Genomic DNA, 19,239 nt, shown 5'->3' on the forward strand with positions numbered 1-19,239 from the left:
CGTCACCATTGCCTGCGCCCTCGATCCAGAGATGTAATTACAGAAGTGCGGGGAAAAATCGAAAACCTTCGAGCACAACGCGGTTTTTTTTGTATCAAAACCGCAGGTCGCGGAAGCCTAAAACGGGGGTCTGGTCAGCATTCCTTTGGTTTTCCCCGCACTTCCGAATTTGGCCTCTCGCCACATCCCGATTACGTCTTAAAGTGGCGCAAAAAGCCGTGTGCTCTGCTTGATTTTGCTCAGGAATTATGCCTGAGGGGTAGTGGATTCGCCTTTCTCCGCCGTGCAGCGGCACGTGTAGGGCTCTCTGGCTCAGGCGCGAGTCGCTTCCCGTCTGAAAAAGTTCTTAAAACAGCTTTAAAGTTGCCTTTGGCCTACATTGACAGCGTACAATACGCATGTTTACCATGGCAAAAGCTAAATTTGGGGAGGGGGAGCGCACGGTGGAAGTGCTGGTTGTTGGCAATACCGCGTATGTCGATGACGACTTTTGTGCCAAGGCGTTTCCCGGTGACCATGTTCAGGTCGTGGCGGCCAACGAGGCGCGCCGCGACGGGTCGTCGCTCCATGCGTCTTGGAAAGAGCTGCTGCAGCACCTGGACCAGGCTTACGAATTCGACCGTGTGGTCTACCTCTCTACCTATCTCACGCCGCATACCGAGGCCGTTGGCGACATCGAGCTGCTGCGCTCCGTCTTTCGAGCTTGCATGGGTCGCCAGATTCAGCTGCTGTTTGTGACTGGTCCCATGGGAGCGGACGGTGCGGTGGACGTTGCGGGGCAAAACGGCAAGGGCATCATTGCCCGTGCGGCCAACGACCTGTGCCGCTACTATGCGGTCCGCGACGGCATTCAGGCCAAGATCTTGCGCGTGCCGTATCTGTACACCGCCTCGCCCACGCTGGAAGACCCGATTTTGACCCCGCTGTTCGAGGCGTGCTCGCAAGGCTCTGCTGTCATGAGGGCTGGGGCGGACTCACCGCTCGGTGCCCTCTGCGCCGAGGAGCTGGCCGTTCTGGTGCGTCGCATCTTCGACAGCTGGGATGCCACATTCGAGGAACTCGAGGTTCCGGATAGCTTTGCCCACACCGTGGGAGACCTGGGCGAGGCGCTCAAGGGCTTGTTCCCGGGGCTCGACATTACCTACGACGGGGACGCCGTCGTCTCCATTGCTCCGAGCGATACCGTCCGCACGCGCTATGGCTGGTTTCAGCGCTACGACCTGTTGCGCGATCTTTCGACCATTCAAGCGCGTTGGGATGCTGGCCGCGCAAAGAAGGTCAACCCCTTGCGCGCCGCCATCGACCGCATCCAGATGCGCACGCCGCCTATTAAATGCCTGGAGACGGTAGCCGCCTGGGTCCTGTTCGAGGTGCTGGAGCACCTGTTCTCCCAATCTACCCAGCTCAACGTGCTCGATTATCGCCTGCTCTACGTGGTGCTGATCGGCACGCTGTATGGCTTGGACTTTGGCTTGGTCGCGGCACTGCTGGCGTCGGTGGGTTTGGCCGCGAGCTACTTTACTCAGTACGGCTATACCTTCCAGGGTCTGTTCTACGAGCCGTCCAACTGGCTGCCGTTTATTGCGTACTTTGTGGTGGGCGCCGTGTGCGGCTATGTGCAGCTGCGCAACAGCGAAGCTATTAGGGCGGAGCGCGATCAAAACGACCTCGTGCGCAACCGTAATACGTTTCTTACGCAGCTCTACCACGACGCGATCGAGGACAAGCGCGCGTACAGGCGCCAGATCGTGGGCCGCCACGACAGCTTTGGCAAGATCTTTGCCGTGACGCAGGAGCTCGACGTGCTCAACCCACGCGACATCTATCGCAAGTGCTGCGAGCTTCTGGGCGAGATCCTCGAGAACGATTCGGTTGCGATCTACCATGTTTCTGGCGGGGCATTTGCACGCCTGGTGGCAGCAAGTCCCGCGATTGCCGAAGATGCCGCACGCTCGCTCACGCTTGAGCAGCTTGCACCTCTTTTGGGCGACGGGGGTCGTTCGAACCTGTGGGTGAACCGCGAGCTGACGCCGGGGCTTCCCATGTTTGGATACACGATCGAGCGCGACGGGGCACCCGCCGTGTTGATCTTTGTGCGTAGTGCGGCCGAAAACCAAATGACCCTCTATTATCAAAACCTGTTCCGCATCTTGTGCGGGTTGGTCGAAAGCGCGCTGGGCCGTGCCTTTGACTATGAGGCGGTGGCGCAGGATAAACGCTGCGTTGACGGCACTTGCGTGCTCAAGCAGGCCTCCTTTGGCCAAGAGCTCGCTGCGGAGCAGGCGCTGGCAGATAGCAAGATGGGGAGTTTTTTGCTCCTGCGCGTGGTACCGGGCATGGAGCCTGTCGGCGAGCTGGTGGGCGCAATTGGGTCGGCAATCCGCGAGAGCGACGCGGCGGGCTTGGTCGACGGCGACGTGCTCTACCTGCTTATGCGCCAGGCAAAGGCGTGCGATCTGCCCATTATCCGCGAGCGCCTGAGCGCAAAGCAGATTGCGGTGGAGCCCGTCGACGGCGAGGACATTGTGGCGCTGCTGCAGCACATCGCTTATACCGGTGACGGTGAGGGGGGTGTCGCTTGATCTCGCTTGTCGTTGCTGCCGTCTTGCTGCTGATTCATGCGCTGGTTTGCCTGATGCTGTGGACGCTCATGAAGCTGGGCCTGCTGCCGGTGCGCGGACACATGCTGGCTGTGATAGTGCTGGTGCCGCTGTGGGGCCCGTTGCTGGTGGTTCTGCTATCGCTCCGCAGCGCGGTGTTTGGCGAGGGGCTGAAAGAGTCTGCGCTGGAGTCGCTGCGCTTTAACGACGACCTGCATCGCAGCATCCTGGTGCACGACCGTGACGCCGATGCGGGCGTGGTCCCGCTCGAGGAGGCGCTTATCGTCAACGACCCGGCATACCGGCGCCACCTAATGCTCTCCATGCTCACCGAGGAGCCCGGCGCGTACCTGGCGCAGCTGCAGACGGCTAAGCTTAACGACGACGTTGAGGTGGCGCACTATGCCGCGACGGCGGTGGCGCAGATCTCCAAGGAGTCCGACCTTAAGCTGCAGCAGCTGGAGCGTGCCTTTAAGACGGACCCGAGCGCGCAAAACCTCAACGAATACTGCGATTTTCTTGGTGAATACTTGGGCTCGGGCTTGGCCGAGGGGCGCGTGGCTCAGATTCAGCGCCAACAGTACGCGCGCCTGCTTGCGCGTCGCTGCGAGCGCGAGGACGCCCTTGAGCTGCGCATTCGATACGCGACGACGCTGGCCGATGTTGGACAGATCGACGAGGCGCAGGCCGTGACCGACCAGCTGGTGCTCGACGTGCCCGAGGAGCAGGAGGTTTGGATGCTTTGCCTGCGCCTGGCCGTGATGCGCCGCGACGGTGACGAAGTCCACCGTGTGATCGATGCGATTGACAAGCAACATGTGTATTTGAGCGCCGACAACCGCGAAAAGTTGGCGTTTTGGCGCGACGGGGAGGAGGCCAGATGAGCGTGGTGCAACATATCCGCGACCGTGCAGGCCGCTTTCGTTGGATGGGGCTGCTCGTAGTGTGGGCTGTTTTTATCGTCCTGGCCGCCGTGCTGCTGATCGAACGCGCCGGCGTGCAGTACAGCGCTGGACAGCACAAGCTGGGCATGCTCGCCGCCAACGACGCGGTGCCGGCCTCCTCGGCAATCTTTGGCCAAAAGCCCACGTGCCTTGTCATTACCGATTCCGATCAAGCTGGCGTCGAGGACGTAAAGGAACAGTTCGACCAGATCCTGCTCGACATGAAGATCGCGCACCGCGACGTGGACCTTGCCCTGGATGGTGCGGATGCCATTCCCTCGCTGACCTCCTTCGATCGCGTGATTTTGCTCATGCCGTCGCTCGATGGGCTCGGTACGCACCTGAGCGACATTATGAGTTGGGTGAGTGCCGGTGGTTCGCTTATGCTCGCCATGCCGCCGGATAACTCGAGCTATCTGCAAGTGATTGCCTCCAAGCTTGGCATTGAATCGGCCGGATATGACTATGTAAAAGCCGAAAGCATTGTGCCGAGCGAGGACTTTATGCTGGGCGGGGGAGAGCGCTACGAGCTCTCGGACCCCTTTGATTCGTCGCTTTCGGTATCGCTGCGCGAGACGGCTCGTGTGTGGGCTATGACCGGCGATGCGGGCGCTCCGCTCATTTGGTCGAATGACTGCGGTAGCGGGCGCACCGTGATATGCAATATCGGTATCTATGACAAGGTCATGCGTGGCTTTTACGCCGCGGCGATCAGTCTGCTGGGTGATGCCACGGCCTATCCGGTCATCAACAGCGCCGTGTTCTATTTGGACGACTTTCCCAGCCCCGTGCCCTCGGGCGATGGTACTTATATCAAGCGTGACTACGGCCTTTCCATTGCGGATTTTTACACCAAGGTCTGGTGGCCCGATCTGCAAAAGCTCGCGCAAAAATATGGCATTCGCTATACCGGCGTGATGATCGAAAACTACGAGGACGCGGTCAACCAGACCGAGCCCGCGCGACAGGCCGATACCACGCAGTTCCGCTATTTTGGCGGCATGCTGCTGCAGATGGGCGGCGAGCTGGGCTTTCACGGCTACAACCATCAGCCGCTTGCGCTCTGGGACACCGACTATGGTACGTTGTACGTCTACAAAACCTGGAAGAACAAAGAGACGCTCGTCGCTTCGCTCAACGAACTTATCGCGTTTCAGGACGAGGTCCTGCCCAACGCGCACGGCTCGGTTTACGTACCGCCGTCGAATATCCTTTCGGACCGAGCGCGCAAGCTTATCGGTACCGACGTTCCTCGTATTAAGACCATTGCCAGTACGTATTTTGAGGATGGCACCGACCTGCCGTACGTGCAGGAGTTTGGCGTGGCGAGCGATGGCATTGTGGAGCAGCCACGTATTGTTTCGGGCGGCATGGTCGACGATTCCTATATGCGCCTGGCAGCCGTGTCCGAGCTCAACATGCACTACGTGAGCACGCACTTTATGCACCCGGACGACCTTTTGGACCCCGATCGCGGAGCCAAGGAGGGCTGGGAGGTCTACAAGGGCGGCCTGACCGACTACCTGGACTGGCTTACCAAGTCGGCGCCCGATCTGCGGCACCAGACGGCGTCGGAGTGCTCCGGTGCCATCCAGCGCTTTTCGTCGGTTACGGTGAACGTGGATACAAGTGCAGATGCCTGGACGCTCAACCTGGACAACTTTCATGACGAGGCTTGGCTCATGTTCCGCGCCAATAATGGCGAGCCGGGTGCGGTGACGGGTGGCGAACTAACGCACCTTACGGGCAATCTGTATCTGCTCAAGGCAAATGATAAGACCGTGACGATCGAGCGCAAGGAGGGTGGCGATAAATGAGAATCTGCTTGGTACTCGAGGGTTGCTACCCCTATGTGCACGGCGGCGTATCTACCTGGATGCATGGCTATATCCAGGCCATGCCCGAGCACGAGTTTGTGCTGTGGGTGATCGGCGCGCATGCTGCCGACCGTGGCAAGTTTGTCTACGAGCTGCCCGGCAACGTGGTCGAGGTGCACGAGGTGTTCCTGGACGATGCCCTGCGGCTTTCGGGCGAGCAACATGAAGCCAGTTTTAACGACCGTGAGCGCGAGGCGCTACGCCGTCTGGTGTCGCTCTCCTATCCGGACTGGGACGTGTTATTCGATATCTTCCACCGCCGTCGCGTGCATCCGCTCTCGTTTTTGCAGAGCCGCACGTTTATGGATATCTTTCGCGACGTGTGCCTGGCCGAGTATCCCTACACGCCCTTTGCCGATGCATTCCACACCATGCGCTCCATGTTGCTGCCCGTGCTCTACCTGTTGGGCAGCGAGGTGCCGGTGGCCGATGTGTACCATGCCATCTCGACCGGCTACGGTGGCCTGCTCGCCTGCCTGGGCTCAAGCGTTCACCATGCGCCGGTGCTGCTGACCGAGCATGGCATCTATACCCGCGAGCGGGAGGAAGAGATCATTCGCGCCGATTGGGTGGTGCCGTCGTTTAAGGACCGCTGGATTCGCTTTTTCTACCTGCTTTCGGAGGAGATCTACCGCCGCGCGTTCCGCGTGACGAGTTTGTTCCATAACGCCCGCAAGACGCAGATTGATATGGGCTGCGATGCGGACAAATGCCTGGTCATCCCAAACGGCATCCAGTTCGATCGCTTTAAGGATATTTCCTTAAAGACCGATGACGGCTGGGTGGACATTGGCGCGGTGGTGCGCCTGGCGCCCATCAAGGACGTCAAGACTATGATCTATGCCTTCTTTGAGCTGCACGAGCGCCTGCCCAAGGTGCGCCTGCACATTATGGGCGGCGTGGACGACGAGGAGTACGGCGCCGAGTGCCACGCGCTGGTCGAAACCCTGGGCGTGCACGACCTGATCTTTACCGGCCGCGTCAACGTGGTCGAGTACATGGAAAAGCTCGACTTCACCATTTTAACGAGCATCTCCGAGGGCCAGCCGCTCAGCGTGCTGGAGTCGCTTGCAGCGTGCCGTCCCTGCGTGACGACCGAGGTGGGCTGCTGCCGCGAGCTTCTCGAAGGCGCCCCGGGCGACGACTTTGGCGTGGCGGGTTTTGTGACGCCGCCTATGTATCGCAAGGGCTTGGCCGATGCCATGGAACGCATGTGCACAAGCCGCGCTCGTCGCATTGAGATGGGGGAGCGCGGCCAGCGTCGCGTTGCCACGTACTTCTTGCACGAGCAGATGCTCGCCAACTATCGCGCGCTGTACGACGAGACGGCGCAAGCGTTTGACCTGCCCAGAGAGGGGGAGTAGCCGGTGGCCGGAATCGGTTTTGAGCTCAAGCGCCTGTTTAGGCGCAAGGGTCTGTTTGCCACGATGCGCGCCTATGGCTACGCTGGCATTGTGTGCACGGGCCCCATGCTGCTGGGCGTGCTGCTCCAGGTGGGTATCTTGGTGCTGTGCGGTCTGTGGGGTGTGGACCGTGCCAACCAAGATCTGCTGGTGTGCATGGTGACCTATACGCTGCTGGCGTCGCTCACGCTCACGAGTTTTTTCTCTATGCCGGTCACGCGCTTTTTGGCCGATATGCTTTTTGCCGAGCGCGAGGATGAGATCCTGCCTTCGTTTTGGGGATCTAATGCCATCATGCTCGTTGTGGGCACGGTGCTCTACGGCGTCTTTTTGCTGTTCTCGGGCGCCACGCTGCTGCAGGGGCTGCTGTGCCTGTGGCTGTTCAACATTATGATCGTCAATTGGAACGGCATGAGCTATCTCACTGCTATTAAGGATTACCGCGGTATCCTATGCAGCTTTGCGGCCGCCATTGTCGTGGCGTGCCTGTGCGCCCTGGCCGCGCTGGCGCTGGGTCTGCCGCCGGTCGAGGGCCTTTTGGCGTCAATTGCTCTGGGCTACGGCGTCATGCTCGCCTGGGACGTGGTACTGCTGTACCGGTTTTTTCCGCAGAGCGAACGCAGCCCCTGGCTCTTTTTACGGTGGCTTGATCAGTTTATGCCGTTGACGCTCACGGGCTTGTTCACCAACCTGGGCCTCTTTGCGCATTTGGTGATAATTTGGGCCGGTCCCATTGGCGTGCAGGTCAAGGGCTTGTTTTATGGTGCGCCCTACCACGATGTGCCGGCGCTCATCGCGTTTTTGACGATCCTGGTCACGACCGTCAACTTTGTGGTCTCGGTCGAGGTCAATTTCTATCCGCGCTACCGCGACTACTACAGCCTGTTCAACGACGGTGGCGTGGTGGGCGACATTGTGGTGGCCGAGGAGGAAATGCTTGCCACGCTCAACCGAGAACTACGGTTTTGTGCGCTCAAGCAGCTGTTTGTGACGGCGGCGGTCATCTCGCTCGAGACCACGGTGCTGTCGGCCCTACCGTTGGGCTTTAACAACCTGATGCACGGGTATTTCCGCACGTTATGCGTGGGCTATGGCCTGTATGCCGTGGGCGATACGTTGTTGCTCATCTTGCTGTACTTTACCGACTACAAGGGGGCCGTTCTGGCTTCGGGCCTGTTTGCCGGTGTAGCCGGGCTGGCGACCGCCGTGTCGTTGCTTTTGCCGCAGCAGTTTTACGGCTTTGGCTTTTTGTTGGGTGCGGCAGTGTTTTTTATCGTGGCGCTGCTGCGGCTCGATACCTATACCGCCAACTTGCCGTATCGTATCCTGAGTCAGCAGCCCATCGTGGCTGCTGACAAGACGGGCTGGTTTACACAGCTGGGCCGCTTGCTCGACCGTGCCGAACAGCGCTATGAGGAAGGTCACCATAAGGGTGAGTCACATGGCTCGTTTGAGCGCGCAGTAGTTCACGTGTATCGCAAGCATTGGGGAGGTTCTGATGACCGATAGGATGATGTCTCGCCGTCGCCTGTTTGAGGCGGCTGCTGGTGCGCTGTTGCTTTCGGGCTGCTCGGTGCAGGAAGACTCCTCGACCAAAAAGGTCAAAAAGCAGGACAAGATTATAAAGGCCGAGGCTTCCGACCAGTCCAAGCACCTGCGCGATAAGGACGAGCTGTACGAGGTCTACGACGACTCGGGCATTGTGACCATGTACCTGACGGTCTCGCGCGGTAACAGCTCCGAGAACACCGACCACAGCTGGGCCGAGATCAACACGTACTCGGTGTATGACTATGCCGACATGGGCGTGACGCGCTATCAGGTTATGGGCCTGCTGCAGCCGGGCGACGAAGACGGCCCGGTGGCCGGCGAGGTTGGCTATGGCGAGGAAGCGCCCAATGCCACCGTGCAGGTGCGCGGTCAGACATCGAGCATGAACTCGCAAAAGAATTACAAGGTGGAGCTCAAAAAGGGCAAGGGTACTTGGCGCCAACAGCGCGCGATTACGCTCAACAAGCACATGGGCGAGGGTGTGCGTTTTCGCAACAAGATGGCCTACGACCTTATCCGCGGAATCCCCCAGATGATGGGCCTGCGCACGCAGTTTGTGCATCTGTGGGTGTGCGACCAGACCGAAAAGTCCAACGATACCTTTGAGGACTATGGCTTGTTTACACAGGTGGAACAGCTTAACAAGACGGCGCTTAAGGCACATGGCCTGGATAAAAGCGGGCACCTGTACAAGGTGAACAGCTTCGATTTTCATCGCTACGAGGACACCATTAAGCTTGCCGATGATCCCGACTACAACCAGGTGAACTTTGAGGGCATGCTCGAGATCAAGGGCGATTCGGACCACACCAAGCTCATCGGGATGCTCGATGCGCTCAACGACGAATCGCAAAAGATCGATGACGTGCTCGACACATACTTTGATACCGAAAATCTGGTCTATTGGCTGGCGTTTCAGATCCTGACGGGCAACTGCGATACGCAGAACCGTAATTGCTATCTGTACAGCCCGCTCAACTCAAATACCTGGTACTTTTTGGATTGGGATAACGACGGCATGCTGCGTAAGCTTGAGCTGAGCCTGACGGGGTTCTCGGATTATGCGAGCTGGGAGCGCGGCGTAAGCAACTACTGGGGCAACGTGCTATTCAATCGTGCGTTGCGCAGCAAGTCGTTCCGCAGCGAACTCGACCGTGCCGTCAAGGACTTGCGCTCGTATTTGACCGAGACTCGCCTGACCAAGATGATCAAGCACTACCGCGAGGTGACTGAATCCCTGGTCTTTGCTTCGCCCGATATCAACAATCTGCCTGTCACCAAGGACCAATACGAGCAGATCGCCGCGGCGATTCCCTCCGAGATCGAGGAGAACTACAAGAGCTTTCGCGAGAGTTTTAAAAAGCCTATGCCGTCTTACATCGGCGTGCCGCAGATCGATAACGGTAAGCTGCGCATTAACTGGGATGCGTCCTACGACTTTGAGGCGCGCGACATTCGCTACACCGTAGAGCTTGCGAGCGACTATGCCATAAGCGACGTGGTCTTTAAGGCCGAGGACGTGCTGCTTCCCGAGGTGACCTGCGATGCGCCCGATACCGGTCAGTATTTTGTGCGCGTGCGTGCCACCAACTCCGACGGCTATACGCAAGATGCGTTTGACTACTATGTGACCGACGACGGCAAGCACTACGGCATGAAGTGTTTTTACGTGAAAGACGGCTGTAAGGTCGTAGAGGATACGTATGAGGAGGGCTAGCGCGCTGCTTGAGCGCCTGGCGGCACCGCCTGTGCGTGCCACGCAGGAGCGTTACCGCCACGAGCTCAAATATCTCATTAACGAGGGCGAGCACGCCGCGCTTACCTGTCGCATGGCGCCGGTGTTTAAGCTGGACAAGCATGCGCGGGCGGGCGGTTACACCATTCGCAGCCTGTACTTTGACGACTACTGCAACTCGGCCTACGAGGAAAAAGACGCCGGCATTCTCATGCGCAAAAAGTATCGCGTACGCATCTATAACGGCAGGGACAAGGTGATTAAGCTCGAGCGCAAAAAGAAGTACGGCAGCTGGATCTACAAGGAGGATGCGCCGCTCACGCGTGGCGAGTTTGAGCAGATTCTGGCTGGCGACTACGGTTTTTTGCTAAGGAGTCCCTATCCGCTCTGCCGCGAGTTCTACATCGAGTGTATCTGCAACATGATGCGCCCGCGGACCATCGTGGACTACGAGCGCGAGCCGTGGGTGATGGATGAGGGCACCGTGCGCATTACGTTTGACATGAACGTGCGCGCGGCGGTGGGTAGCTTTGACATCTTTGACGCGACCTTGCCCGCATTGCCTGTGCTGGAGCCCGGCAAGCTGGTGATGGAGGTCAAGTTTACGGAGTTTTGTCCGCAGCTGGTGCGCGATATGGTGCCGCCGGGCGCGACCGAGCTTACGGCGGTCTCCAAGTACTGCCTCTGTTACGAAAAGACCGCCTACCTGCGCGGTTTTAACTATTGGGAATCGGATTTTGAGAACCGAGGGGATATTTAGACCATGAGCACCAGGGACTTTTTTAAGAACTCCGTCTTGGAGGCGTTTGGCCAGGTCGACCCTGCCAAGATTGGCCTTTCGCTGCTTGTGGCGCTCGCCATGGGCATCCTGATCTATTACGTGTACAAGCGCTTTTTTACCGGCGTGGTGTATTCGCGCAGTTTTGCCGTGACGCTCGTGGGTATGTGCGTGCTTACTTGCATGGTTACGCTCGCGATCTCGACGAACGTGGTCATCTCGCTCGGTATGGTCGGTGCTCTGTCAATCGTCCGCTACCGTACGGCGGTCAAGGACCCGCTCGACCTGCTGTATCTGTTTTGGGCCATTACCACGGGCATTACGGCCGGCGCCGGCATGTATGCGCTCGTGGGGCTCACGGCGGTGGTGATCGTGGTGATGATTGCCGGCTTTGCGAGCCACCAAGACAAGGCTCGCGTGTACATGATGGTCATCCACTACACGGGCCAGACCACCGGCGATGATATCGTGCGCGCATTTGGGCGCACCAAGTTCACCGTTAAGTCCAAGACTATGCGCGGCGACAAGGTCGAAATGGCCGCCGAGGTGTTCTCGGATGGTGTGGATATGCCCTATGCTGACGCCATTCGCGCTCTCGACGGCGTGGAGGACCTCACGCTCATTCAATATAACGGCGAGTACCACGGGTAGCTTTTAGTTCCGGCGTTCTGACGAACGCCGGACCGGTCGACGCTGCGCGGGCATCTGCCGGGCGATCTGCCGCTCAAACCGTCGCTCGCGTACATAAAGTACGCTTCGCTCCTCTTTCGCGGCACCTCGCCACGGCAGCTGCCCGCTCGCTGGCGCTTGCTCGACCTGGGCGGTTGAAATGATCCATGGGCCCGTCTCATTTGCTCAATTTGCTGGCATGGGTTGGGTATTATGGTGAAAGCGATTTCAACGACAGGGGTGCTCGTGGTAAAGATGAAGGATGTGGCCGAGCTGGCCGGCGTTTCGAGCGCCGCCGTCTCGCGCTACCTCAACGGTGGGTATATCTCGGTCGATAAGGCCGAGCGCATTAAGAAAGCGATTGAGCTGACAGGATACGTGCGGTCCAGCCAGGCTCGCGCGCTGCGCACCGGTTCCACCAAGCTCATCGGCGTCATCGTCCCCAAGATCAACTCGGAATCCGTGAGCCGCATTACTGCCGGCATTGGCCAGGTGCTCGGTCGTCGTGGCTACCAGATGCTGCTTGCCAACACCGACAACGCGGCCGATCGTGAGCTCGAATACCTCGATTTATTCCAAAACCATCCGGTCGATGGCATTGTGTTGGTGGCAACCATGATTACCGACGAGCACCGTCGGGCGATTGAGTCGTGCCGCGTGCCCATCGTGCTGATCGGCCAACATGTCGAGGGCGTGGCGTGCGTCTATCACGACGATTACGAGGCCGCCTTTGAGCTGGGCCATGCGCTTGCGGGTCGCGTGGACGGCAAGATTGCCTATATTGGAGTTACCGAAGAGGACCGCGCGGCCGGTTATGACCGCCGTCGCGGTTTTGAGGCCGGCTTGCGCGCCGCGGACAACCCGCTCGATGCCGCTTTGATTCGCCTGGGCTCGTTTACGCTCGACTCGGGCTATGGTGCGGCACGTGAACTGCTTTCCGTCGCTCCCGATATTTCGTTTATCGCCTGCGCGACCGACACCATGGCTGCGGGCGCGCTTCGTGCCATCGATGAGGTTCGCGGCATGGGCGAGGGCATGCACCGCGTGAGCGGTTTCGGCGACAACGCGTTTTTGCGCGCGCTGACGGGCGGCATTCCCACCGTGCATTACGGCTACCTGACCAGCGGTGTCGAGGCGACCAATATGTTGCTCAACACGCTCGATGGCGCGGAAGGGGAGAACGGCCTAAAGACGCTCAAGCTCGGCCATCAGTTGATGAATGTCTAGGTCTTGATCGTGCCTGCCCGCCTTTGAGTCCCCCGTTTTTTGTCCCAAAACTACCATTCGCCGGCTTTTTCCTACCGTTCACCCTACTATGAAAACGATTACAGACATATGAAACTGAAAACGATTACAGTGTAAGTGTCAAAGATGGCCGGGTGCAGATGCTCCCGTTGGAGGAAAGGGAAGTCATGGACTACCGCAAATCAGCCCAAGAGGTGCTCGACAACATCGGTGGCGCCGACAACGTTATTTCGGCCGCACACTGCGCCACGCGTCTGCGCCTGGTGATTGCCGATAACGCCAAGGTCGACAAGGAGGCCCTCGAGAATATCGACGGCGCCAAGGGCGTCTTTGAGGCCCAGGGCCAGCTGCAGATTATCTTTGGCACCGGCACCGTCAATAAGGTGTACGACGAGTTCATCGCCCTCGGCGGTATCAATGCCGCCTCTAAGGCCGAGGTCAAGGAGGCCGCGGCACAGCAGCAGAACATCTTTATGCGTGCCATTAAGGTGCTCGGCGACGTCTTTGTCCCCATCATCCCCGCTATCGTGGCTTCGGGCCTGCTGCTGGGCATTATGAGCGCCCTCAACTTTATGGCCTCCAACGGCTTTATCGCGCTCGACACCAATAACTTTATTTATAAGATTGCCGATCTGGTCTCGGGAACGTCCTTTGGCATTCTGCAGATCCTAATCGGCTACTCCGCGGCTAAGGCCTTTGGCGCCAACCCGTATCTGGGCGCCGTCGTCGGTGGTGCGTTTATCAACTCCTCGCTGCAGAGCGCCTACACGGTTGCCTCCGAGGGCGTGCAGACCATGGTCACCGTTATTCCCGGTGTGTACAGCTTTGAGTGGGTCGGCTATCAGGGCCATGTGATCCCCATCGTTATCGCCTGCGCCATTCTGGCCTTCCTCGAGAAGCGCCTGCACAAGATCGTTCCCGAGATGTTCGACCTCTTTGTGACTCCGCTCGTCTCGGTGTTCGTGACCGTGCTCGTGACGCTCGTTGCCGTCGGCCCCATCTTTGTCTGGGCCGAGAACGCCATCCTCGGTCTGATCCAGGCCCTGCTGACCCTGCCCTTCGGCATCGGTTCCTTTATCGTCGGCCTGTTCTATGCTCCCACGGTCGTTACCGGTATCCACCAGATGTACACCGCCATCGACCTGGGCCAGCTTGCCCAGTACGGTGTGACCTATTGGCTGCCCATCGCCAGTGCCGCCAACATCGCCCAGGGTGGCGCCGCGCTCGCCGTTGCCTTTAAGACCCGCGATGCCAAGATCAAGGGCCTGGCGCTTCCTTCGGCCCTGTCCGCCTTCATGGGTATTACCGAGCCTGCCATCTTTGGTGTGAACCTGCGCTTCTTTAAGCCCTTCATCGCCGGCTGCATCGGCGGCGGTTGCGGTGCCCTGGCCTGCGCACTCACCTCGCTTGCTGCTTCCGGCACCGGCGTTACTGGCATCTTCGGTATCCTGCTGTGCCTGGCCCAGCCCGTGCAGTACACGATCATGTTTGCGGTCGCCGCGCTGGTTTCCTTTGCCGTCTCGTTTGTCCTGTACAGGGACGAGCCCAAGGCTTCCGAGCAGGCCTAAGAGCTTTTGATTGAGGGGCGCCCGCGGGTTGTATGCTCGCGGGCGTTTCCCGTATCTGGTGTCGATCTCTGGCGCCTTGTTACTTTCGATCCGTTAGGACTTTGATATGTCTAATGCACTTGGCCGCGACCTTGCAAAGCTGGTCGCCGCTGTTGACGCCGCCGCCACTGAGTGCGGTCATGGCGCGTATGGCCAACGCTTCCATATTATGCCGCCGGCGGGCTGGCTCAACGACCCCAACGGTCTCTGCCAGGCGGGTGGCGTGTTCCATGCCTATTTTCAGTATGCGCCGTTTGATGTCGAGGGCGGTGTAAAGGCCTGGGGCCATGCGACGAGTCGCGATCTTATGACGTGGGACTACGTTGGCGCCCCGCTGCTGCCCGACGAGCCGTTCGATTGCCACGGCGTGTATTCGGGCTCCGCGCTTGCCGAGGACGGTCGCATTCGCGTACTTTATACGGGCAACGTTAAGCTTTCCGATTCGGACGGGACGTACGACTACGTCAATACCGGCCGCCGCGCTGATACCGTCTATGTGGAGAGCGTTGATGGCCTTGCCGGTCGGGAGTTCAGCCAAAAGCGTGTGGTGCTGGCGTCCGAGGATTATCCCGAGGATTTGACCTGCCATGTGCGCGATCCCAAGGTGTGGCGTGACGCGGACGGGCGCTATCACATGGTGCTGGGCGCGCGTCGTCGCGTGGATGGGCCGCATATCGAGAGCCGTTTTTGTGCGATGCACGGCGAGGGTGCCGGGCGCGATGTGGGCGAGATCCTGGTGTATGGCTCGCCCGATATGCTGAGCTGGGAGCTCGAGAATCGCGTGTCTACGCCCGAGCGCTTTGGCTTTATGTGGGAATGCCCGGGATACCTTGAGCTTGAGGTGGATGGCGGTGTGCCGGCAAGGTTTCTGTCTTTCTCTCCCCAGGGGCTCGAGGGCGGTCGTTGGAACCGCGGCAACGTATACGCCGCTGGCTACATGCCTGTAACGGGTGACATCACCGGTGGTGACGGTGCCTATGAACTGGGCGAGTTCCGCCTGTGGGACGCTGGTTTTGACTTCTATGCTCCGCAGGAGTTCACGGCCGAGGACGGTCGCCATATTCTAATCGGCTGGATGGGCATGCCCGATGAGCCGACCTATGGCAACGCGCCTACCGTGGCGTGCGGCTGGCAGCACTGCATGACGGTGCCGCGTGAGCTTACAGCCGGTGCCGGCGGCGTAGTGCTGCAGCAGCCGGCGCGCGAGATTGAGCTCCATTATGCCTCGGTTCGTGTGGGGGAGGGCTCGTTGGGGGTTGCCGGCGATACCTGCTTTGACGTTGTTGTTGACGGTGTCGACGGCGCGTTTACCGCGACCGTTGATGGCGAGCTAAAGCTGGCGCTTGTGCCCGCTGGGGACGAACTGCCCTCGCGCTTTGAGATGCGATTTACCGATGGGGGTCGCGCTTCTGCCGGCTGCGGTCGTACCATGCGCTGGGAGTCCATCGACGAGGTCCGTAATGTGCGCATTGTTGGTGATGTCTCGTCGGTCGAGGTGTTTGTGAATGATGGCGCGCTCGTGTTTTCGACGCGCATCTATCCCGAGGCCTATGGCGTGACCGTTGACGCTCCGGGTGCGAGCGTGAACTATCACACGCTCAACATCTAGGCGTTTCGTCGCATATCGGCGCTATACTGCAGCCGTTGCCCACGATGAGGGGAACACCCGCATCGTGGGTTTTTGCTTTGAAGGGACGGTACCGCATGGGCGTACAGCAGCTAGAAGAGGCCTGGGCTTTGAGGACCGGCGCGCGTGAAGCGCGGTTGTTCGCGGCCTCGCATGTGCCAGCAGCGTTGTCGCAATTGGGGATTGTGCGCCCCGGTGACCGCCTGGTGGCCTTTGCGGATGACTTTGCCGAAGTCTTTGCGCGCGGCTTTGATGCCTGCGACGTGGCTATGGTGGGCTCACCGTCCGCCGATGCGCTTGCTGCCGCATCCAAGGGCTTTGATGCTTCATTTGATGCCGAAGGGCCGCATCTGTGGTGGTTCGTCAACTCCATCGGCGGGTTTGGTCTGCGTGTGCCCGACCTTCGCGCTCTTGGCCGCGCGGCTCGTGAGGTCCGCGCGCTGCTTGTTGTGGACAACACCGTGGCGTCGGCTTTTGGCTGCAATCCGCTGCGGCTGGGTGCTGTGCTGTCGCTTGAGGCGCTCGATCGCGTGAGCGCCGGCAAGGCTCCGCGCAAGCTCGTTGCCGCTTCGGTGGCGCGCTCGCAGCTCAAACGCCATCGCGTGGATGCCGCGGCTGAGTGCGCGCACGTATTGTTTGCAGGCTGCGGTGCGTCGGCGCTCGACCTTTCTGCCGAGGAGACCGACGTGCTGGAGCGTGGGCTTTCCTCGCTTAACGTCCGCATGCAGGCGCATTTCGACCGCGCCCGTGCGCTGGCCGAGTATCTGGCCGCCAACGAGATGGTGCGCAACGTTCGCTATCCCGGGCTGAGTTCGCATCCCGACCATGCGGCTGCAACGGGAATCCTCGAGCACGGCTTTGGCCCAGCAGTTGAATTTGACCTTATCGAGCGTAGCGCAGGTGATCTTTTCGACGCTTTGCCGGGGGAGTTCCGCACATCGCCGGCCGGCGGCGCAACGACGCGCCTTTCGGCCCCATGCGGCAAGCAGGGGAACACCATCCGCCTCTTCGCCGGCGCCGACGACCCTCTGGTTGTAGCGTCCACCCTAGATAATGCCCTTCGCAACTAGCTAAATCATCCTCGACTCCATAAGTTGCGGTGAAATAGGGATTGATTTACGGCTTTAACCGCATAAACAGTCCCTATTTCACCGCAACTTATGAGAAGGGGTTGTGTGGCTATAAGGCCCCATTACAGTTTGAGCCGTCCGAAAGGGCGGCTCTTTTCCGTTGCACGGTTATACGATTGAGCCGTACCGGTGGTCGCTGGCCGACCGCCCCGGACGGCCGTCAGCCCCTGCCCCGTAGAGGGCCCGGGACGTGTTGCCGCCGGGGCGGGAGGGGCCGCGGGGAACGACTGATAGAGATGTGCCGGGCCCGGACCGGGCCACGGCGGGGTAATGTGGGTGTCGCTTCCGCGGCTAACGGCCGGCTCAAGGGAGAGGATACACCATGCCTGCAGCAGAGACGCCCGTGGCCTACCTGGGGATCGACGTCGGGAAGAGCTCGCACAGCGCGTGCGCGCTCGATGCGGGAGGGGGCGTCGCCTTCAGGGCCGAGCTGGCAAACAGGCCCGACGACATCGACCGGCTGCTCGAGCGGGCCGGCTCCGGCGCGCTGGTCGTCGTCGACCAGAAGCGAAACATCGGCGCACTGGTCCTCGCGCGCGCCCATGCGCACGGGAACCCCTGCGCCTACCTGCCCGGATATGCCGAGAAGCAGGCCCGCGGGATGTTCCCCGGCATCGCGAAGACCGACGCCATCGACGCCGAGGTGATCGCGCGCACCGCGCTCGGCGTGCCCCGCGCCCTCAGGCCGGCGCCCGAGGAGCCCGAGGGGACCGCCTCGCTGCGGATCCTGTCGTCGCAGCGCGAGTTTGCGTCGTCCGCCAGGACCCGCGCGAAGAACAGGCTGCGCGCGACCCTGCTCGAGGCCGACCCCGCGCTCGAGGGCGCGGTCGACCCGTCGAGCCGCTGGCAGGTGTCGATGCTGGCCGAGTTCGGCGGGGCCGCCGGGTGCTCGGCCGCCGGCTGGCGCAGGTTCTCGAACGCCGCCAGGCGCGCGGGCGCCCCCGCGGCGGGGGCCAGGAGGCTCTGGGAGGCGCTGCTGGCCTCGTCGCGCTCGGGAAGGCGGCTCCCGGCCGGCGAGGACGTCGCGGTCCGGATACTCGCCCGGGAGATAGCCTCCCTCGACGCCGACATCGAGGAACTCGACTCGCTCGTGGCCGACTCGCTGGCGGGCGACGAGGTCTACGAGTGCCTCCTCACGGTGCCCGGGATCGGCCCCAAGACCGCCGCGGCGCTGGTGACGTCGATCGACATATCCGCGTTCAGGGGGCACGACGAGCTCGCGAGCTATTGCGGCGTGGCGCCGTCAGACAGGCGCTCCGGGAGCAGCATCAGGTCGACGTCGCCTCAGCACGGCGGGAACAGGCGGCTCAAGAACCTGCTCATATTCAGCTGCAACTCCCTCATCGGCACGGACAACAGGTTCGGGAGGTACTACGGGGAGTGCAGGGCGAGGGGGATGAGGCACAGCAAGGCGCTGAAGGCGGTCGCGAGGAAGAGGCTCAAGGTCATCTACGCGATCATGCGCGACGCCGTCCCGTACGCGGCCTAGCGGGCGGCGGGATCAACCGAAGAGGAAACCAAGCGGGGGCGCCAGATGCCCGGATGCGTCATGCCGAAATGGCGCGAAGCACGCGGTTGACAAAACTATAGAGACACGTCCCAAATGGCTACTCTTTGATGCTGGCGATGAGGGCGTCGGCTTTGGAGGCGATGATGTCGTTGATTTCTGCCTGCAGGGTTTCGTAGACTTCGATGGCTCGCTCTCCGGCGGGGGTGAGCGTGGATCCGCGGGCGCCGTCGCGCTCGATGAGCTTGCAGCCCAGCTGGCCTTCGGCTTCGTTCACAATGCGCCAGGCCTTGGAATATGCCATGCCCATGCTCTTGGCGGCACGGTTGAGCGAGTGCTCGCGGGCAATCCCCTGCAGCAGCAAGACGCAGCCGTGGCCGAAGACGCCCGGCAGATCCTTGTCGCACGCTTGAATGACCAACTTTGCCGTCGTCTTGTACTTCATATGCTCCACGTCTCCCCGCTAAAGTGTTTGCTGGGCAAACGCAAAGCCTGCGTCAAACCCTCGTGTGCTCTTCTTAAATCATGCATTGTAGCAGTCAAAGTGCGTTAAGATACTTCCCCAG

The 19,239-nt window shown here is 60.4% G+C and carries 14 protein-coding genes; 13 read left to right on the forward strand and 1 reads right to left on the reverse strand.

All coding sequences use genetic code 11. The features are described 5' to 3' along the window. The first annotated feature begins 407 nt into the window (after positions 1 to 407). The 13 genes from AB5Z54_RS02710 (at position 408) to AB5Z54_RS02770 (ending at position 18,655) form a co-directional block, all read left to right on the forward strand. Positions 408 to 2,582, forward strand: coding sequence for a DUF4118 domain-containing protein (locus AB5Z54_RS02710; protein WP_368160088.1), 2,175 nt, complete (start codon positions 408 to 410; stop codon positions 2,580 to 2,582). After that, positions 2,579 to 3,484, forward strand: a complete 906-nt coding sequence (locus AB5Z54_RS02715; protein WP_346979621.1) for a hypothetical protein — start codon at positions 2,579 to 2,581, stop codon at positions 3,482 to 3,484. Before AB5Z54_RS02710 ends, AB5Z54_RS02715 begins: the two co-directional genes overlap by 4 nt. After that, positions 3,481 to 5,361, forward strand: coding sequence for a DUF2194 domain-containing protein (locus AB5Z54_RS02720; RefSeq protein WP_368160091.1), 1,881 nt, complete (start codon positions 3,481 to 3,483; stop codon positions 5,359 to 5,361). Before AB5Z54_RS02715 ends, AB5Z54_RS02720 begins: the two co-directional genes overlap by 4 nt. Beyond that, positions 5,358 to 6,785 (forward strand): GT4 family glycosyltransferase PelF, encoded by a 1,428-nt coding sequence (gene pelF, locus AB5Z54_RS02725; protein WP_368160093.1) that lies wholly within the window; start codon positions 5,358 to 5,360, stop codon positions 6,783 to 6,785. Before AB5Z54_RS02720 ends, pelF begins: the two co-directional genes overlap by 4 nt. A 3-nt stretch (positions 6,786 to 6,788) precedes the next feature. Further along, the gene (gene pelG / locus AB5Z54_RS02730; RefSeq protein ID WP_368160095.1) at positions 6,789 to 8,333 is read left to right on the forward strand and encodes an exopolysaccharide Pel transporter PelG; all 1,545 of its coding nucleotides are present in this window, start codon (positions 6,789 to 6,791) and stop codon (positions 8,331 to 8,333) included. Further along, positions 8,323 to 10,092 carry a CotH kinase family protein gene (locus AB5Z54_RS02735; RefSeq protein ID WP_368160097.1) on the forward strand — a complete coding sequence of 590 codons (1,770 nt, stop codon included), beginning with the start codon at positions 8,323 to 8,325 and terminating at the stop codon, positions 10,090 to 10,092. Before pelG ends, AB5Z54_RS02735 begins: the two co-directional genes overlap by 11 nt. Beyond that, positions 10,079 to 10,870, forward strand: coding sequence for a polyphosphate polymerase domain-containing protein (locus AB5Z54_RS02740; protein ID WP_368160100.1), 792 nt, complete (start codon positions 10,079 to 10,081; stop codon positions 10,868 to 10,870). The genes AB5Z54_RS02735 and AB5Z54_RS02740 overlap by 14 nt, the downstream gene beginning before the upstream one ends. Positions 10,871 to 10,873: 3 nt before the next feature. Beyond that, positions 10,874 to 11,539 (forward strand): DUF4956 domain-containing protein, encoded by a 666-nt coding sequence (locus AB5Z54_RS02745; protein WP_349116729.1) that lies wholly within the window; start codon positions 10,874 to 10,876, stop codon positions 11,537 to 11,539. A 273-nt stretch (positions 11,540 to 11,812) separates the two neighbouring features. Continuing rightward, positions 11,813 to 12,784, forward strand: coding sequence for a LacI family DNA-binding transcriptional regulator (locus AB5Z54_RS02750; RefSeq protein WP_368160142.1), 972 nt, complete (start codon positions 11,813 to 11,815; stop codon positions 12,782 to 12,784). A 185-nt stretch (positions 12,785 to 12,969) separates the two neighbouring features. Further along, positions 12,970 to 14,370, forward strand: coding sequence for a PTS transporter subunit EIIC (locus AB5Z54_RS02755; RefSeq protein ID WP_368160102.1), 1,401 nt, complete (start codon positions 12,970 to 12,972; stop codon positions 14,368 to 14,370). 106 nt (positions 14,371 to 14,476) lie between these two features. Further along, entirely contained in the window at positions 14,477 to 16,018 is a 1,542-nt protein-coding gene (locus AB5Z54_RS02760) for a GH32 C-terminal domain-containing protein (protein ID WP_368160103.1), read from the forward strand. A 95-nt stretch (positions 16,019 to 16,113) separates the two neighbouring features. After that, positions 16,114 to 17,106 carry a PLP-dependent transferase gene (locus AB5Z54_RS02765; RefSeq protein ID WP_368160106.1) on the forward strand — a complete coding sequence of 331 codons (993 nt, stop codon included), beginning with the start codon at positions 16,114 to 16,116 and terminating at the stop codon, positions 17,104 to 17,106. A gap of 382 nt (positions 17,107 to 17,488) precedes the next feature. Further along, on the forward strand, positions 17,489 to 18,655 hold the full coding sequence (locus AB5Z54_RS02770; RefSeq protein WP_225093809.1) for an IS110 family RNA-guided transposase: 1,167 nt from the start codon (positions 17,489 to 17,491) through the stop codon (positions 18,653 to 18,655). 118 nt (positions 18,656 to 18,773) lie between these two features. Here AB5Z54_RS02770 and AB5Z54_RS02775 read toward each other — a convergent pair whose 3' ends face one another. Continuing rightward, positions 18,774 to 19,118 (reverse strand): winged helix-turn-helix domain-containing protein, encoded by a 345-nt coding sequence (locus AB5Z54_RS02775; protein ID WP_368160107.1) that lies wholly within the window; start codon positions 19,116 to 19,118, stop codon positions 18,774 to 18,776. Between the last annotated feature and the right edge of the window lie 121 nt (positions 19,119 to 19,239).

This window comes from Collinsella aerofaciens (assembly GCF_040910185.1).
Taxonomy (GTDB): Bacteria; Actinomycetota; Coriobacteriia; order Coriobacteriales; family Coriobacteriaceae; genus Collinsella; species Collinsella aerofaciens_BF.

Coding starts and splice junctions, on each gene's coding strand:
- AB5Z54_RS02710 (WP_368160088.1), top strand. CDS start 408: ATGGCAAAAGCTAAATTTGGGGAGGGGGAGCGCACGGTGGAAGTGCTG.
- AB5Z54_RS02720 (WP_368160091.1), top strand. CDS start 3,481: ATGAGCGTGGTGCAACATATCCGCGACCGTGCAGGCCGCTTTCGTTGG.
- pelF (WP_368160093.1), top strand. CDS start 5,358: ATGAGAATCTGCTTGGTACTCGAGGGTTGCTACCCCTATGTGCACGGC.
- AB5Z54_RS02735 (WP_368160097.1), top strand. CDS start 8,323: ATGACCGATAGGATGATGTCTCGCCGTCGCCTGTTTGAGGCGGCTGCT.
- AB5Z54_RS02740 (WP_368160100.1), top strand. CDS start 10,079: ATGAGGAGGGCTAGCGCGCTGCTTGAGCGCCTGGCGGCACCGCCTGTG.
- AB5Z54_RS02745 (WP_349116729.1), top strand. CDS start 10,874: ATGAGCACCAGGGACTTTTTTAAGAACTCCGTCTTGGAGGCGTTTGGC.
- AB5Z54_RS02750 (WP_368160142.1), top strand. CDS start 11,813: ATGAAGGATGTGGCCGAGCTGGCCGGCGTTTCGAGCGCCGCCGTCTCG.
- AB5Z54_RS02755 (WP_368160102.1), top strand. CDS start 12,970: ATGGACTACCGCAAATCAGCCCAAGAGGTGCTCGACAACATCGGTGGC.
- AB5Z54_RS02760 (WP_368160103.1), top strand. CDS start 14,477: ATGTCTAATGCACTTGGCCGCGACCTTGCAAAGCTGGTCGCCGCTGTT.
- AB5Z54_RS02765 (WP_368160106.1), top strand. CDS start 16,114: ATGGGCGTACAGCAGCTAGAAGAGGCCTGGGCTTTGAGGACCGGCGCG.
- AB5Z54_RS02770 (WP_225093809.1), top strand. CDS start 17,489: ATGCCTGCAGCAGAGACGCCCGTGGCCTACCTGGGGATCGACGTCGGG.
- AB5Z54_RS02775 (WP_368160107.1), bottom strand. CDS start 19,118: ATGAAGTACAAGACGACGGCAAAGTTGGTCATTCAAGCGTGCGACAAG.